Consider the following 14512-nt stretch of genomic DNA (forward strand, 5'->3'; position numbering starts at 1 on the left):
CGCTCCGCAGCGCTGAGCGTGGATGCGGAGCCAACGTGATGCTGTGGGATGCGCCGCCGATGCTCATCGCTTACGGCCAGATAGAAGCCAACATGACGCGCCATTCCGCGTGGGCACGGAGTGCCCACCGTACCGTCGATGCCGCCGCAGGGGCGTAAGCCGCTAGCAGGCCGATAGCATCAATCCCGTCTCAATGCCCGTGATGCCCCTGCATCGCCGGCGCCACATACGTCAGCGGCTTGACCTGCGCCTGCACCGTCACGCTGGTCTGCTTCCTGGCCGCGTCCTGCACGGTCAGGATCACCGGCACGGTCTCGCCTTCCTTCAGCTGGCGCTTCAGCTCGAAGAACATCAGGTGATAGCCACCCGAGGCCAGGTGCACCGGCTTCCCGGCCGGCAGGTCGATCCCGTCCACCGCGCGCATGCGCATGGTGTTGTTTTCCATCGCCATTTCGTGGATCTCGGCGCGGCCGGCGACCGGCGTGCTCACACCCACCAGGCGCGCGTTCGTCGCCGACTGCAGGTGCATGAAGGCGCCCGCGCTTTTCGCGGTCGGCACGGTGGCGCGCACCCAGGGGTCGGTGACGGTCACTTGGGCCAGCGCGCTCGTTGCGAACAGGCCGGCGGCCAGGGAAGCAATCAGGTGTCGGTTCATGGGCAGCTTAACGATATGGACAATCGCGAAATGGATGATCGGACGATTATAGATCAGGCCCCGCCCTTGAGCGTCTCGCGCTCGACCAGCACGGTGTCGACGCTGTCGGTCAGCCAGATCTGGCCATCCTGGATCGTGCACTGCAGCTGCATCGCGCGCTTGGCCAGTCTTTCCAGGCCGGCGCTGGCCTCGGCCGGGATGTTGATGACGGTGAGGTTGCGCGCACGGTCGACCTTGTTGGCAATGCCCTTCCACCAGATGCTGCTGGTGGCGCTGTAGCTGTACACGAACACGTGCTCGGCGCGGCCGCAGGCCTTGAGCAGGCGCTTGTCGTCGGGCTGGCCGATTTCGATCCAGGTGTCGATGGCGCCGGTCAGGTCCTTCTGCCACAAGTCAGGCTCGTCGGTGTCGAACAGGCCCTTGGTGAAGGTCAGCGACTCGCTCGCGTGCAGCGCGAACGCCAGCACGCGGATCATCAAGCGTTCGTCGGTTTCCGACGGGTGGCGGGCGATGGTCAGCCCATGCTCCGCATAATAGTTGCGGTCCATGTCCGCGATTGACAGGTCAGCCTTGTAGATCGTTGCTTTCAGCGCCATTGATGCTCTTGTTTCTCTTTATTTGAAGACGACCGTTCGATCGCCGTTTTGTAATACCCGATGTTCCACGAACCACTTTACCGCCCGCGCCAGCACCACGCATTCGACGTCGCGGCCGATCGCCGTCAATTCCTCGACCGTCATCGCATGGTCCACGCGCTCGACGTCCTGCTCGATGATCGGGCCTTCGTCCAAATCGCCGGTGACGAAGTGGGCGGTGGCGCCGATCAGCTTCACGCCGCGGCGGTGCGCCTGCGCATACGGCCGCGCGCCCTTGAAGCTCGGCAGGAAGGAGTGGTGAATATTGATCGCCCTGCCCCTCAATGCCTCGCACAAGCCCGGCGACAGAATCTGCATGTAGCGCGCCAATACCACCAGGTCGATCCTGTGCATGTCGAGCAGCTCGATCACGCGTGCTTCCTGGGCCAGCTTGGCGTCTTCCGACGCCCCCGTTGCCAGCGGCAAGTGGTGAAACGGGATATTGTAACTTGCCGCGAGCTGGTAGAAGTCCATGTGGTTCGAGACGATGGCCGAAATTTCCACCGGCAGCAGGCCGCTCTTGTAGCGGAACAGCAAATCGTTCAGGCAGTGGCCGATCTTCGAGACCATGATCAGCACGCGCGGCTTGGCATGCGCATCGTAGAGCTGGCCGCGCATGCCGGCTTGCTCGCACAAGGCGGCAAAGGCGCCGCGCAGGTCGGCCTCGCCCACCGCCGGGTCCTCGGCCGCGAAGTGCATGCGCATGAAGAACAGGTGCGACTCTGGATCGCCGAACTGGGCCGAGTCGATGATGTTGCAGCCGTGCTCGGCAAGGAAGCCTGCCACGCGCAGCACGATGCCGCGCTGGTCGTTGCAGGACAGGGTCAGGATGTATTCCGGATGCGTCATGGTGGGCGGCTCGCAGGTAGGGACTGGGTTCGGGACAAGGGTCGTTCGATTGTCGCATGGGCTTGCAAAAATGGCCACGCGAGAAAACGCACGACCGTCCGTTTATTCGGTATAGTATTTCGAGCACGTCGGACAACCCAACCTGAACGGAGACAACCACATGACCCAAGCTGCAAACGATCAGTTCCTTCTCGCCGCCCGCCCGGTCGGCGTGCCGAAGGATAGCGACTGGATGCGCGCCGCACCGCCCCTGCCCGAGCTGGCCGATGGCGAAGTCCGCATCAAGCTCCTGTACCTGTCGCTCGACCCGGCCATGCGCGGCTGGATGAACGAGGGCAAATCCTACGTGCGTCCGGTGAATATCGGCGAAGTCATGCGCGCCGGCGGCATCGGCATCGTCGAGGAATCGAAGTCTTCCAAGTTCAGCAGCGGCGACACCGTGATGGGCGTGATGGGCGTGCAGCGCTACTGGACTGGTTCGGCCGACGACAAGGGCGCCATGCTGGCGAAAGTCGACCCGCGCATGGCGCCGCTGCCGACCTGGCTGAACGCGCTCGGCATGCCGGGCATGACGGCCTACTTCGGCCTGCTCGACGTCGGCCAGCCGAAGCCGGGAGAGACCGTGGTGGTATCGGGCGCGGCCGGCGCGGTCGGCATGACGGTGGGCCAGGTGGCGCGCCAGATGGGCTGCCGCGTGGTGGGCATCGCCGGTGGCGAAGACAAATGCCGCTTCGTCGTCGAGGAACTCGGTTTCGACGCCTGCATCGACTACAAGGCCGGTCCCGTGCACGCCGGGCTGAAGGAACACTGCCCGCAAGGCGTGGACGTCTACTTCGACAACGTCGGCGGCGACATCCTGGACGCGGTGCTCACCCGCATCAACATGAAGGCGCGCATCGTCATCTGCGGCGCCATCTCGCAGTACAACGCCACCGGCGCCGTGAAGGGCCCGGCCAACTACCTGTCGCTGCTGGTCAACCGTGCGCGCATGGAAGGCGTGCTGGTCACCGACTACGCGGCGCGCTATCCGGAAGGCGTGGCCACCATCGCGCGCTGGATGCAGGAAGGCAGCTTCAAGACGCGCGAGCACGTCGTCGACGGCTTTGAGAACTTCCCGTCGGCCCTGCTGATGCTGTTCGAGGGCAAGAACCTCGGCAAGCTGGTGCTCAAAGTTGCCGACGCCTGAGCGCCATCGCTTCAAGCACGCGCCTTGATCTATCCAGAGGCGCGTGCAATCTCCTTGAACTTGTGCGGCCTGGGAGCGTCTACTTCGACGCCCTTTCCACTCCACCGCTCACTTCGAGGACAGCATGCCAACCTTCCCCACCGATAATCCCGCCCTGCGCGCGCAACTCGACACGCAGGTCGACCTCTTCACCCAGATGACGCGCCACGCGGTCGACGCCGCCGGCCAGATCGGCGAGCTGAACCTGCGCATGATGCGCCAGATGTTCGACGACCATATCCGCTTCGGACGCGCCCTGGCCGCCTGCAAGGACCCGTTCCAGATGGGCGCCGTTGCCATGCGCGAAACGCAGCCGACGGTCGAGCACCTGCGCTCCTGGCAGGGCGAACTCATGAAAGTGCTGGGCGCCGGCACGGCAAACCTGGCGCGCGACGCCAACAACGGCAGCTGGCAAGCCGCGCGCGGCGCCGAGAGCTACATGCAGAGCGGCGCTGCACCCGATGGCAAGGCCGCGCACGCGCCGCTCCGCTGACGTCGCTGCCGCCCCCTTCCACTGCTACCGAACGGAGGCTCCCATGGCACCATCCGGCAAACGCCAGGACCGGCCGGCAGACGCGCTCGCGCTGCTGCGCCACGAACACGACAGGATCCGCCAGCTGTTCGCGCAATTCGAGCGCCTGCGCGACATCGAGGACGAAGACGAGCGCAAGGCCGAACTGGTCGACGAGATCTGCTACGAACTGGCCCTGCACGCCATCGTCGAGGACGAACTGTTCTACCCACTATTGCGCGCAGCCGCCGAGGACGACGAGATGATGGACGAGGCCGAGGTCGAGCACGCCGGCGTGCGCGAACTGGTCAGCCAGCTGGAAGTCATGTACCCCGGCGACGACCACTTCGAGGCCACGGTCGCGGTGCTGGCCGAGGAAGTCGAGCACCACGTGGCGATTGAAGAGACCGACATGTTCGACACCGCGCGCAGCTCGGGCATCGACCTGGCCGCGCTGGGGCGCAAGATGCAGGCGCGCCGGCGCGAGCTCGACGAAGACCTGAACGAAGCCCCGGACGTCATCGACGCGATGGAACCGCACGCCGGCATGCGCCTGCCGCCGCGCGTACCGGACTGATGGAACTAACGGGACCGTGGTGTCTCTAACCGCACGAGCGCAGCAATGCAGCGCTTAGTACCTTCCATCCACGTGCAGGGCAACCAGGAGAGCGACATGGCGACGAGTAAGGAGAGCGGCAAGAGCGCGGGCAGCTCCGGCGGCAGCGCCCAGAAGAGCGGCAGCGGCAGCGGCAGCGGAAGCGGGCCGGCCAAGCGCGGCTTCGCGGCAATGGACCAGAACCAGCAGCGCGAAATCGCCAGCAAGGGTGGCCAGGCCGCCCACCAGAAGGGCACGGCGCACGAGTTCGATTCCGAAGAAGCGCGCCGCGCGGGGCAGAAAGGCGGTGAGGCAGTCAGCCGCAACCGTGCACACATGGCCGACATCGGCCGCAAGGGCGGCGAAAGCCGGCAGTCCGCCAACCGCGCCGCCAGCGCGGCCAAGGCAGCCGGCAATCGCCAGGGGGGCAAGGAGGAATAAGGGGGACGGATCCTGTCTGCCCGCTTGAGGGACCGCGCGGTCTCGCCGCTTTGGCGAGCCGCGCGACAGGCTTTTCGTGCGGCCAGGTTTGTATTGCAACCGCTACGACGGTATCAGGCGGCCATCTTCTCGCATTCGTCCGCACAGCGCCGACACGCTGCCGCGCACTGCTGGCAATGATCCATCTCGTGCTGCGCGCATTCGTCGCCGCAGTTCCGGCACACCTCGGCGCACAGGCGGCAGAACGCCGCCGCATGCTCGCTGCCGCGCGCCATCAGGCTCGCCGCCAGCCGGCACACCTGGGCGCAGTCCATGTCGGTGGCAATGCACCTGGCCATCATCTTGACGTCTTCTTCCTGCAGGCACGAGGCCGCGCAATGGTCGCAGGCGTTGGCGCAGGCGTTGCAGGCGTCGATGCAGCTTTGAAAATCCAGTGTGTCCATTTTGCTCTCCTGATGCCGGGTAACGGCCAGTCAGGATAAGACCCGCTCCCGCCCGACGGCGCACGCGAGCCGCAGCTGACAGCCATATCCCGCCCAGCAAGCGGCTCCCAGCTGTGCTACATTTCCGCGCTTATGCCAGAACTCAAGTACCTCACCGCCTATCCCGACGGGTTGCGCCAGCAAGCCGCCGGCCTGCTCGGCGAAAACCGCCTCGGCCCCCTGCTCCGCTCACGCTACCCGCGCGCCCACGGCCTGCGCACCGACCGCGCGCTCTATGACTACGTGCAGGAGCTGAAGATTGAGTACCTGCGCAACGCCCAGCCGGTGTCGAAGGTCGCCTACGACAGCAAGATTCACGTGGTCCAGCATGCGCTCGGCCTGCACACGCAGATTTCGCGCGTCCAGGGCAGCAAGCTGAAAGCCAAGCACGAGATCCGCATCGCCAGCGTTTTTCGCGATGCGCCGCTGGAATTCCTGCGCATGATCGCCGTGCACGAACTGGCCCACCTCAAGGAAAAGGACCACGACAAGGCCTTCTATAAACTGTGCTGCTGGATGGAGCCGCAATACCACCAGTTCGAGCTCGACCTGCGCCTCTACCTGACGCACATGGAACACACCGGCGAGCGGCTCTGGGCTGACGATTAAACAACGGGGGTCAAGTCTGCCATCCAGACACGAGCTCTGCTGTAGAGCGCGTTACAGCAGCATCCCGCCCGACACCTCGATGCGCTGGCCGGTCATCCAGCCATTTCCTTCCGCCAGCAGGGCCGCGACGGCGCCGCCGATGTCGTCCGGCTGGCCGACCCGGCCCAGCGCCGTCATGCCCGCCACCATGCGGTTCAGTTCAGGATTGTCGCGCACCGCGCCGCCGCCGAAGTCGGTCTCGATGGCGCCCGGCGCCAGCGTGTTCACCGTGATGCCGCGCCCGGCAAACTCGCGCGCCTGGTAGCGCGTCAGTACCTCGACCGCGCCCTTCGCTGCCGCATACACGCCATAGCCCGGCAGGCTGAAGCGCGTCAGCCCGCTCGATACGTTCAGGATGCGTCCGCCATCCTTCATCAACGGCAGGAGAAGCGGCGTCAGGAACACGACCGACTTCATGTGCATGGCGACGATGCTGTCGAACTGCGCCTCGGTGACTTCCAGCAGCGACGCGTGCACGCCGGCGCCGGCGCTGTTCACGAGGATATCGAGACGCTCCTGGCCCCAATCGGCCAGCGTGGCGCGCACCTGGCCGGCAAAAGTGGCGAAGCTGGCGCTGTCGCCGGTGTCGAGCTGCAACGCGCAAGCACGCCGGCCCAGGGCCTCGATGCGGGCGACGACGTCCTGCGCCGCGGCCACGTTGCTCTGGTACGTGAAGAGAATATCGACGCCAGCCTGCGCCAGGTGCAGCGCCATGCTGCGTCCGAGGCCACGGCTGCCGCCGGTGATGAGTGCGATACGTTGGGTCATGCTGGGCTCCTTCGTTGAATGAGCCGCCAGTATATTTTTGCATCCCAAATGGATAAACTGCCGAAATCCGCAAGGATTCTGCAAAATTCACGCACAATCCGAGGCATGAACAAACTCGACCCCATCCGCATTTTCCTGAAGGTCGCCGAGCTGGAAAGCTTCAGCGGCGCGGCCCAGCAGCTCGGCTTGCCGAACACGACCGTGTCCGCCAACGTGCGCGAGCTGGAAGAAGACTTCGGCGTGCGCCTGCTGCAGCGAACCACGCGCCGGGTGAAGCTGACCCAGGAAGGCGCCGCCTTCTACGCGCGCAGCCGCGACCTGCTCGACGAGTTCGACGAACTCGGCGCCATGTTCGACGGCGATGCCGACGGCCTGGCGGGACGCCTGCGCGTCGACCTCACCGTGGGCATCGCCGCCAAGATCGTGCTGCCGCGCCTGAAAGAATTCATGGCGCGCCACCCGCGCCTGGAGATCAACCTCAGCACCACCGACCGCCGCGTGGATGTGGTGCGCGAAGGTTTCGATTGCGTGCTGCGCTCCGGCCCGCTGGCCGACTCCAGCCTGGTCGCGCGCCCGCTGGGCAGCTACCGCATGGTCAACTGCGCCAGCCCAGGCTACCTCGCGGAATTCGGCACGCCGCGCACGCTGGCCGACCTCGCCCAACACCGCATCGTCCACTACGACGCGCTGCTGGGCGGCAGCGCCCCGGTATGGGAATGGTTCGACGGCGAGCGCACGCAGGTGGCGCCGGTCGGCGGCATGCTCACCGTGAACGGCACCGCCTGCTACGAAGCCGCCTGCCGCGCCGGCCTCGGCATGATCCAGGTGCCGGACGTGGGCATCCGCGCCTACCTCGACAGCGGCGAACTGGTCGAGGTATTGCCGGACTTCCGGCCCGAGCCGATGCCGGTCGCCTTTGTGTATCCGTCGCGCCGCTACGTGCCGGCGCGCACCCTCGCCTTCATGGAATGGGTGCAGGCGCTGCTGGCGCCGTATCTCGACCCGCACTAGCACTGTCGAACGAAGCGCAGTGCTCCTGGAAAGTCACACCACGGCAGGGCTGAACGGCTCGGGCCGCCGCGCAAGCAGGTGAGACAGCCGCTGCAGGCTCGCCTGCAAGCGCTCGCGGTCCTTGATGCTCCCTAACGAGATCCGGATTGCATTCACGGAGTCGCCTCCTGTTGCAAACGCCTCCGCCGGCGTGACGGCAATGCCCTCGCTGCCGGCTGCACGCGCAAGCTGCGCCGAGCTCCAGTAGGCCGGCAACGCGAGCCATATATGCAGGCCGTCGCCCGCTCCGCTGTAGCGCCCCGCCAGGACATCGCGCGCCATTCGGTGGCGCAGGCGCGCCTCGCTGCGTACGCCTTCCAGCAAGCTGCCAGCCGAACCGTCGCGTATCCACTGCGTGGCCAGTGCCGCCGTCAGCGGAGCCGCCATCAGCGCGAATGACCTGAGCGCGGCCAGGAAACGTTCGCGCTCGACCGGGTCGCGTACCAGCACGAAGGCGACCCGCAAGCCGGGCGTCAGGCATTTCGACAGGGTGGAGATATAGACCACCTGCTCCGGCGCGAACGCGGCAATCGGCGGCGGCGGCGCATCGGCAAGCAGCCAGTAGGGATCGTCCTCGACAATCCGTACCTGGCAGCGCCTGGCGATACTGGCAAGCTCCCTGCGCCGGCGTTCCGGCATGGTGATCGCGGTTGGATTCTGCAGTGTTGGATTCAGGTAGACCAGCCGCGGCTGGTGCTGGCGGCAGGCTTCCTCAAGCATCGCGGGCAGCATGCCGTGCCGGTCCGCTTCCACCGCAACGATGCGCCGGCCGAACTGGGTCGCGGCCGCACGCAGGCCGGGATAACTCATCGGTTCAGCCAGGATGACATCGCCAGGCTCGGTCAGCGCCAGGATCAATGCGGCGATGGCTGCTTGCGCACCCGGACAGACCAGCACCTGCCCGGCATCGACCTGTCCGAACATCGGCGCCAGCCAGGTGGCGCCCGCCTTGCGCTCGGCATCGCTTCCTCCGCCCAGGTGGTAAGTCATCAGCGATGCGTTGTCCGCCCGCATCAGGACCTGGGACAAGCCTTGCTTCAACAGGTCGTCGAAGTCCACGCCATCCGGAGGCGGTGGCGTGTTCATGCTCAGGTCGAGGATCGCGGTCAATTCGACTTTCGGCGCCGCCACATAGGTGCCGCGCGCGCCGCGGCCCTCCAGCAGGTTGCGGCGCCTGGCTTCATCGTAGGCGCGCGTGACGGTCGTCAGGTCGACCTGCAGCTGTGCTGCCAACTGGCGCTGCGGCGGCAGACGGTCGCCCGGCTTCAGCGACCCGCCCGCCACCGCCGCCTGCAAGGCATCGGCAATCTGCAGGAAACGTGGCCCGGCACGCATCGCCAAGCGCGGCAGCCAGCTTGGCAGGTGTTCATCTTGTATGGTTTTCAACTGGGACAATTTGTCTCGATGTATGGAGATTGCTTTTGCGTAGTATGTCCCGAAATAGGTAGCAGCACCATCGTCCCATGGCAGTCGCGATGGTGCTGCTCACGATAGATAGCGTCAAAAAATAGCCTGGAAATAAACACATCATGGAATGGTTCCCGATTCTCGCCTTTGCATTCAAGTTTCTCGTGTTAGGCACGGGCATGTTCTTTGCCATCAAATGGCATTACGACCAGGGGAAAAAGGGCAAGCTGACGGAGCGGCGCGCGGTGCTGCGCACGGCCGTCAAGGTGACGGTCATCTTTGTGATATTGGCCCTGATCCTGGTGTTCGGCACTTACTTCCTTGCCACGAAGCTCGGTATGGACTTGAATTTGTCATAACGGCAGAGAACAGCCAGCGGACGGATCCAACGAGCACAGCGATGGTCAGGTCTGACATTCGTATCTGCAACTCCAGCATTCTCGCCACGCACAAACCCCAAAATTCTTTATGGGAATTTCAGGCTGTGGAAACGTCTTCCTTTGATTCCCCTCTCTTGAGTAGTTGACCACTCCTAACTTCGAAATGCCGCCAGGGAGCCAGAATCAGCCAGTTAACCAACTTACAACGGAGAACGGCATGATTGACGCATACCTGAAGATCGAAGGCATCAACGGGGAGTCGGAAGACGACCGCCACAAGAACTGGATCGAAGTAAGCAATGTCTTGTATGCGATCCACCAGCCACGAGCGGAGACGGTTTCAACCGCTGGCGGCTTAACCAGTGGTAGAGCCGAGCTTCACCCGATCACCTTTCAGAAGCTGGCGGACATCGCCTCGCCTGTCCTGCTGCAAACCTGTGCGGCCGGGAAAACGATTGCAAAGGCCACCTTTGAATTCATGCGGGCCGACAGCGACGGCAAACCGATCCCGTACTTCAAGATCGAGCTAGAAAACCTGATGATTGCAAACATCTGCCCCGACAGCGGTAACGGTGGCGTCATTCAAGAGCGGGTCCAGCTGACTTACGCGAAAATCAAGTGGAACTACACACGCCAGAGCATCCGGGGCGGTACACAGGGCAGCACCATGGGCGGCTGGGATTGCAGCGCCAACAAGGTCTGCTGACAGGGGCCGATGATGTCTGCACCCTACGAAGGCGATGAAATGATTCTCTGCCCGCTCGACTACACCGACTTCAAGCACACTTGTGCTGTCATTGTGTCGGGCGATGGCCCCAACTTCTGCGGCCATGCCTTGCTTCATGTTGGCGACGCATGGTACTTCCACGTCGCGGGACGTAACAGCCTGCCCAAATTCATGCACGAGAGCGGCTACCAGCGTTATTTGAAAGAGACTGGCAAGCGCGAAATTCGACGCTGGATTGTCAAGCTGTCCAATCCTCGCGGCGCGCATGAAAAGCTCCATGACCTGATGGAGAAACAATGGCTATGGTTAGTCTTGCCGAACAACTGCACTTCGTTTGTAGAGGAAGTTGTGCAGGCAGGCGGTAGCAAGGCAGGCATGTATTTCAACTGTCCTTCAGCAGAGCCTTTCGCATGAAAGCACTCATCTCGCTTGGTGTCGCCTTCTTCGTGACCGTGCTTAACTTATTAATAGGGCACCAACTGACCCCTGCCTTGAACCTGGACACGGCGACCGGCATTCTCTTCATGACATTCATTAGCACGGCAGTCATCACCTACCTGGTCCTGAAGTACCGGCAAGGCCATACGGCGATCGTTCGACGCATTCCCATCGCACTTGGGGTCGGGCTGGTCGAATTCGCGTTTCTGTACGTGACCTGCATTGTTCCCGGTTCTCGGGAGTTTGAAAGGGACGCAGCCATCGATATGGGTGTTTCTGCATTGCTCGCGTCGGCAGTCACGTTCTCGCTTCTCTTTTTGCCTAAATCCCTCTCGGGCGAATGGCGTCGAGGGATCATATCGCTGAGCGTTGCTTTCTTTGCGACCGTGGTGGTTGCGCTATCCGTCTTCGATAACGCAATGGCCTACGGAACATGGATGAGCATATCTGGCGGAGTGTTCATCGGTTCGGTGGCTGTCACATCGCTGTTGTTACGGCTATGGAGCAGAAACCGCTAGCACCGGCGCTCCTCTCGCCGGTGCACAGTTTCACATTACCTCAGGTTCACGCTCCGGCGCCCACCTTTGACGCCATGCACCCAGGTGTACAAAGCCGGCAAGATCAGCAAGGTCAAGGCCGTCGACGACAGGATCCCGCCAATCACCACGGTCGCCAGCGGCCGCTGCACCTCGGCCCCGGTACTGGTCGCCAGCGCCATCGGCAGGAAGCCGAGCGAAGCCACCAGCGCCGTCATCAACACCGCCCGCAGCCGCACCTCGGCCCCTTCGCGCATCGCCAGTTCCGGCGCATGCCCCTGCTCGCGCAAGGAACGTACGAACGAGATCATCACCAGCCCGTTCAGCACCGCCACGCCCGACAGCGCAATGAAGCCAACCGCCGCCGAGATCGACAGCGGCAGCCCGCGCAGCCACAGCGCCAGCACGCCCCCGGTCATCGCGAACGGAATCCCACTGAACACCAGCAGCCCATCCTTCACGCTGTTGAACATCAGGTACAGGAGCGCAAACACCAGCGCCAGCGCCGCCGGAATCACCAGGCCCAGGCGCTTGCTGGCCGCCTGCAGATTCTCGAACTGCCCGCCCAGGCTGAGCCAGGTTCCGGCCGGCAGCTTCACCTTGGCCAGGGCCGCATCCAGCTCGCCCACGAATGACCCGAGGTCGCGCTCGCGCACGTTGGCCGTCACCACGATGCGGCGCTTGCCGTTCTCGCGGCTGATCCCGTTCGCTTCCGGCACAAAGGCCAGCGTGCCGATCTCGGACAGGGGAATGCTGGCCGCGTGCCCGTTCACGGGCGGCAGCGCGATCGGCAGCTGGCGCAGGCTGTCGATGTCGTTGCGCGGCCCTTCCGGCAGGCGCACGGTGATGGCGAAGCGGCGGTCGCCCTCGAACACCATGCCGACGTCGCGCCCGCCGACCAGGGTGCCGAACACGTCCTGCACGTCGGCCACGTTCAGGCCGTAGCGCGCGGCCTTGATGCGGTCCACGGTGAGCGCCAGCGCCGGCAGGCCCTCGGTCTGCTCGACCTTCACCTCGGCCGCGCCGCGCACGCCGCCGAGCACGCGCGCCACTTGCCGGGCCGTGGCTTCCATCGCCTCGGTGTCGTCGCCGAATACCTTCACGGCCACGTCGCTGCGCACGCCGGAGATCAGCTCGTTGAAGCGCAGCTGGATCGGCTGCGAGAACTCGTAGCTGTTGCCGGGGATGCGGTTCGCGGCCTCGGTGATCGCCTCCACCAGCTGCGCGTGGGTCTTGCGCGGCTTCGGCCATTGTGCGCGCGGGCGCAGCATGATGTAGCTGTCGGCCGCGTTCGGCGGCATCGGGTCGGTCGCGACTTCCGACGTGCCGATGCGCGCAAAGACCCGCTCGATCTCGGGGAATTCCTTCAGCAGCGCGCTTTCCAGTTGCTGCTGCATCGCCACCGATTGCGACAGGCTGGTGCCGGGAATGCGCATGGTCAGCACGGCGAGGTCGCCTTCATCGAGATTCGGCGCGAACTCGGTGCCCAGGCGCGTGGCCAGCACGCCGGACAGCAGCACGCTGAGCAGGGCAAAGCTCAGGGCCACCGGCCGGTTGCGCAGTACCCAGTCGAGCATGCGCCGGTAGGCGCCGCGCGCACGGTCCATGACGCGGTTCTCGTGCTCGGGCACCGCCTTGTTGACGAACAGGGCGACCGCCGCCGGCACGAAGGTCACCGACAGGATCATCGCCGCCACCAGGGCCATGACGACGGTGATCGCCATCGGATGGAACATGCGCCCCTCGATGCCGGACAGCGCGAAGATCGGCAGGTACACGGTCATGATGATCAGCTGCCCGAACAGCAGCGGGCGGCGTGCCTCGGCAGCGGCCGCCGCCACTTCGGCAAAGCGTTCCTCGCGCGTGAGCAGGCCGCCCTTTGCCGCCTGCGCCAGCCCGAGCCGGCGGATGCAGTTCTCGACGATCACCACGGCGCCGTCAATAATGATGCCGAAGTCGAGCGCGCCCAGGCTCATCAGGTTGGCGCTGACCTGCGTCTGCACCATGCCCGTAAACACCATCAGCATGGTCAGCGGGATCACCAGCGCCGTGATCAGCGCCGCGCGCAGGTTGCCGAGGAAGAGGAAGAGGATCGCCACCACCAGCAGCGCACCTTCGACCAGGTTGTTGCGCACGGTGGCGATCGCCTTGTTCACCAGCACCGAGCGGTCGTACACGGGCAAGGCCTGCACGCCGGCCGGCAGCGAGCGGTTCACCAGCGCCAGCTTGTTGCGCGCGGCTTCGGCCACGGCGCGGCTGTTCTCGCCGATCAGCATGAACACGGCGCCGAGCACCACTTCGCGCCCGTTCTCGGTGGCAGCGCCGGTACGCAGCTCGCGTCCGTACTGCACCTCGGCGACGTCGTCGACGTGGATCGGCGCACCCTCGACCACGTCGAGCACGATGTTGCGGATCTCGTCGAGCGACTTCACCTGCCCCGGCGTGCGCACCACGAACTGCTCGCCGCCGCGCTCGATGTAGCCGGCGCCGGCGCTCGCGTTGTTGCGGTCGATGGCGTTCACCAGGGTGGCCAGCGACAGGCCGTGCGCAGCCAGGCGCTCCATGTTCGGCGCCACCTGGTATTCCTTCAGGTAGCCGCCGATGGTGTTCACTTCGGTCACGCCCGCCACGCCGCGCAGCTGGGGCGCGACGATCCAGTCCTGGAGCTCGCGCAGGTCCTGCGGCGTGTACGGCGTGCCGTCGGGCTTGCGCGCGCCCTCCTTTGCTTCCACGGTCCAGTAGAAGATTTCGCCGAGGCCGGTGGCGGTCGGCCCCATGCCGGGCTCCAGGCCTGGCGGCAGCGCGGCCTTGGCGCCTTGCAGGCGCTCGTTCACCAGCTGGCGCGCAAAATAGATGTCGGTGCCATCCTCGAACACCACGGTCACCTGCGACAGGCCGTACTTCGACAGCGAGCGGGTCTGCTCGAGGCCGGGCAGCCCGTTCATCACGGTCTCGATCGGGAAGGTGATGCGCTGCTCGACTTCCAGCGGCGAGTAGCCGGGCGCGCCGGTGTTGATCTGGACCTGGACGTTGGTGATGTCCGGAACCGCGTCGATCGGCAGGCGGCCATAGTTGTAGGCGCCCAGGCCAGCCAGGCACAGGGCGGCGAAGACGATCAGCCAGCGCCGCGCGATGGCAAATGCAATGAGTTGCTGGAACATGGCT

General features: G+C 64.8%; 17 protein-coding genes. 10 read left to right on the forward strand and 7 right to left on the reverse strand.

The features are described from left to right. Positions 1 to 190: 190 nt before the first annotated feature. From QWL29_RS09605 to purU, 3 genes are read right to left on the reverse strand one after another with little or no spacing between them, the layout of a single operon-like run. A complete protein-coding gene (locus QWL29_RS09605; RefSeq protein ID WP_305822662.1) occupies positions 191 to 655 on the reverse strand; it encodes a copper chaperone PCu(A)C in 465 nt (154 codons plus the stop codon). A 53-nt stretch (positions 656 to 708) separates the two neighbouring features. Beyond that, the gene (locus QWL29_RS09610; RefSeq protein ID WP_305822663.1) at positions 709 to 1251 is read right to left on the reverse strand and encodes a YaeQ family protein; all 543 of its coding nucleotides are present in this window, start codon (positions 1249 to 1251) and stop codon (positions 709 to 711) included. Positions 1252 to 1269: 18 nt separating this feature from the next. Continuing rightward, positions 1270 to 2139 (reverse strand): formyltetrahydrofolate deformylase, encoded by an 870-nt coding sequence (purU, locus tag QWL29_RS09615; RefSeq protein ID WP_305822664.1) that lies wholly within the window; start codon positions 2137 to 2139, stop codon positions 1270 to 1272. Positions 2140 to 2299: 160 nt separating this feature from the next. Between purU and QWL29_RS09620 the strand changes: the two genes are divergently transcribed. The 4 genes from QWL29_RS09620 (at position 2300) to QWL29_RS09635 (ending at position 4911) form a co-directional block, all read left to right on the forward strand. Beyond that, entirely contained in the window at positions 2300 to 3325 is a 1026-nt protein-coding gene (locus QWL29_RS09620; protein WP_305822665.1) for an NADP-dependent oxidoreductase, read from the forward strand. Between the two features lie 124 nt (positions 3326 to 3449). Then, positions 3450 to 3857 carry a phasin family protein gene (locus QWL29_RS09625; RefSeq protein WP_305822666.1) on the forward strand — a complete coding sequence of 136 codons (408 nt, stop codon included), beginning with the start codon at positions 3450 to 3452 and terminating at the stop codon, positions 3855 to 3857. A gap of 43 nt (positions 3858 to 3900) precedes the next feature. Further along, on the forward strand, positions 3901 to 4452 hold the full coding sequence (locus QWL29_RS09630; RefSeq protein WP_305822667.1) for a hemerythrin domain-containing protein: 552 nt from the start codon (positions 3901 to 3903) through the stop codon (positions 4450 to 4452). Positions 4453 to 4548: 96 nt separating this feature from the next. Next, complete coding sequence (locus QWL29_RS09635) at positions 4549 to 4911, forward strand: KGG domain-containing protein (RefSeq protein WP_305822668.1); 363 nt, start codon at positions 4549 to 4551, stop codon at positions 4909 to 4911. A 113-nt stretch (positions 4912 to 5024) separates the two neighbouring features. Here the strand turns inward: QWL29_RS09635 and QWL29_RS09640 are convergent, their stop codons facing one another. Further along, positions 5025 to 5354, reverse strand: a complete 330-nt coding sequence (locus QWL29_RS09640) for a four-helix bundle copper-binding protein (RefSeq protein WP_305822669.1) — start codon at positions 5352 to 5354, stop codon at positions 5025 to 5027. Between the two features lie 132 nt (positions 5355 to 5486). Here QWL29_RS09640 and QWL29_RS09645 point away from each other — a divergent pair, with 132 nt between their 5' ends. Continuing rightward, positions 5487 to 6002 (forward strand): M48 family metallopeptidase, encoded by a 516-nt coding sequence (locus QWL29_RS09645; protein WP_305822670.1) that lies wholly within the window; start codon positions 5487 to 5489, stop codon positions 6000 to 6002. A 51-nt stretch (positions 6003 to 6053) separates the two neighbouring features. Here the strand turns inward: QWL29_RS09645 and QWL29_RS09650 are convergent, their stop codons facing one another. Further along, positions 6054 to 6809, reverse strand: coding sequence for an SDR family NAD(P)-dependent oxidoreductase (locus tag QWL29_RS09650; protein WP_305822671.1), 756 nt, complete (start codon positions 6807 to 6809; stop codon positions 6054 to 6056). Positions 6810 to 6914: 105 nt separating this feature from the next. Between QWL29_RS09650 and QWL29_RS09655 the strand changes: the two genes are divergently transcribed. Then, positions 6915 to 7820 carry a LysR family transcriptional regulator gene (locus tag QWL29_RS09655; protein WP_305822672.1) on the forward strand — a complete coding sequence of 302 codons (906 nt, stop codon included), beginning with the start codon at positions 6915 to 6917 and terminating at the stop codon, positions 7818 to 7820. A 33-nt stretch (positions 7821 to 7853) separates the two neighbouring features. Here QWL29_RS09655 and QWL29_RS09660 read toward each other — a convergent pair whose 3' ends face one another. Continuing rightward, positions 7854 to 9236 (reverse strand): aminotransferase-like domain-containing protein, encoded by a 1383-nt coding sequence (locus tag QWL29_RS09660; RefSeq protein ID WP_502572775.1) that lies wholly within the window; start codon positions 9234 to 9236, stop codon positions 7854 to 7856. A 152-nt stretch (positions 9237 to 9388) separates the two neighbouring features. Here QWL29_RS09660 and QWL29_RS09665 point away from each other — a divergent pair, with 152 nt between their 5' ends. The 4 genes from QWL29_RS09665 to QWL29_RS09680 all read left to right on the forward strand — a co-directional run bounded on the left by QWL29_RS09665 (position 9389) and on the right by QWL29_RS09680 (position 11329). Next, positions 9389 to 9625 carry a hypothetical protein gene (locus tag QWL29_RS09665; RefSeq protein ID WP_305822673.1) on the forward strand — a complete coding sequence of 79 codons (237 nt, stop codon included), beginning with the start codon at positions 9389 to 9391 and terminating at the stop codon, positions 9623 to 9625. 238 nt (positions 9626 to 9863) lie between these two features. Then, positions 9864 to 10352 (forward strand): Hcp family type VI secretion system effector, encoded by a 489-nt coding sequence (locus QWL29_RS09670; RefSeq protein WP_305822674.1) that lies wholly within the window; start codon positions 9864 to 9866, stop codon positions 10350 to 10352. A 12-nt stretch (positions 10353 to 10364) separates the two neighbouring features. Then, positions 10365 to 10787, forward strand: coding sequence for a hypothetical protein (locus tag QWL29_RS09675; RefSeq protein WP_305822675.1), 423 nt, complete (start codon positions 10365 to 10367; stop codon positions 10785 to 10787). Further along, entirely contained in the window at positions 10784 to 11329 is a 546-nt protein-coding gene (locus QWL29_RS09680) for a hypothetical protein (RefSeq protein ID WP_305822676.1), read from the forward strand. Before QWL29_RS09675 ends, QWL29_RS09680 begins: the two co-directional genes overlap by 4 nt. Before the next feature lie 35 nt (positions 11330 to 11364). On the opposite strand, the gene QWL29_RS09685 is transcribed toward QWL29_RS09680, so the two are convergent. Continuing rightward, positions 11365 to 14508, reverse strand: a complete 3144-nt coding sequence (locus QWL29_RS09685; protein ID WP_305822677.1) for an efflux RND transporter permease subunit — start codon at positions 14506 to 14508, stop codon at positions 11365 to 11367. Positions 14509 to 14512 lie beyond the last annotated feature (4 nt).

The organism is Massilia brevitalea, from assembly GCF_030711405.1.
Classification (GTDB): Bacteria; Pseudomonadota; Gammaproteobacteria; order Burkholderiales; family Burkholderiaceae_D; genus Telluria; species Telluria brevitalea.

Bases quoted from the DNA above. Each gene is read 5' to 3' on its own strand.
- QWL29_RS09645 (WP_305822670.1), top strand. From the start codon at position 5,487: ATGCCAGAACTCAAGTACCTCACCGCCTATCCCGACGGGTTGCGCCAG.
- QWL29_RS09605 (WP_305822662.1), bottom strand. From the start codon at position 655: ATGAACCGACACCTGATTGCTTCCCTGGCCGCCGGCCTGTTCGCAACG.
- QWL29_RS09670 (WP_305822674.1), top strand. From the start codon at position 9,864: ATGATTGACGCATACCTGAAGATCGAAGGCATCAACGGGGAGTCGGAA.
- QWL29_RS09685 (WP_305822677.1), bottom strand. From the start codon at position 14,508: ATGTTCCAGCAACTCATTGCATTTGCCATCGCGCGGCGCTGGCTGATC.
- QWL29_RS09650 (WP_305822671.1), bottom strand. From the start codon at position 6,809: ATGACCCAACGTATCGCACTCATCACCGGCGGCAGCCGTGGCCTCGGA.
- QWL29_RS09665 (WP_305822673.1), top strand. From the start codon at position 9,389: ATGGAATGGTTCCCGATTCTCGCCTTTGCATTCAAGTTTCTCGTGTTA.
- QWL29_RS09620 (WP_305822665.1), top strand. From the start codon at position 2,300: ATGACCCAAGCTGCAAACGATCAGTTCCTTCTCGCCGCCCGCCCGGTC.
- QWL29_RS09680 (WP_305822676.1), top strand. From the start codon at position 10,784: ATGAAAGCACTCATCTCGCTTGGTGTCGCCTTCTTCGTGACCGTGCTT.
- QWL29_RS09640 (WP_305822669.1), bottom strand. From the start codon at position 5,354: ATGGACACACTGGATTTTCAAAGCTGCATCGACGCCTGCAACGCCTGC.
- QWL29_RS09625 (WP_305822666.1), top strand. From the start codon at position 3,450: ATGCCAACCTTCCCCACCGATAATCCCGCCCTGCGCGCGCAACTCGAC.
- QWL29_RS09630 (WP_305822667.1), top strand. From the start codon at position 3,901: ATGGCACCATCCGGCAAACGCCAGGACCGGCCGGCAGACGCGCTCGCG.
- purU (WP_305822664.1), bottom strand. From the start codon at position 2,139: ATGACGCATCCGGAATACATCCTGACCCTGTCCTGCAACGACCAGCGC.
- QWL29_RS09635 (WP_305822668.1), top strand. From the start codon at position 4,549: ATGGCGACGAGTAAGGAGAGCGGCAAGAGCGCGGGCAGCTCCGGCGGC.
- QWL29_RS09655 (WP_305822672.1), top strand. From the start codon at position 6,915: ATGAACAAACTCGACCCCATCCGCATTTTCCTGAAGGTCGCCGAGCTG.
- QWL29_RS09610 (WP_305822663.1), bottom strand. From the start codon at position 1,251: ATGGCGCTGAAAGCAACGATCTACAAGGCTGACCTGTCAATCGCGGAC.
- QWL29_RS09675 (WP_305822675.1), top strand. From the start codon at position 10,365: ATGTCTGCACCCTACGAAGGCGATGAAATGATTCTCTGCCCGCTCGAC.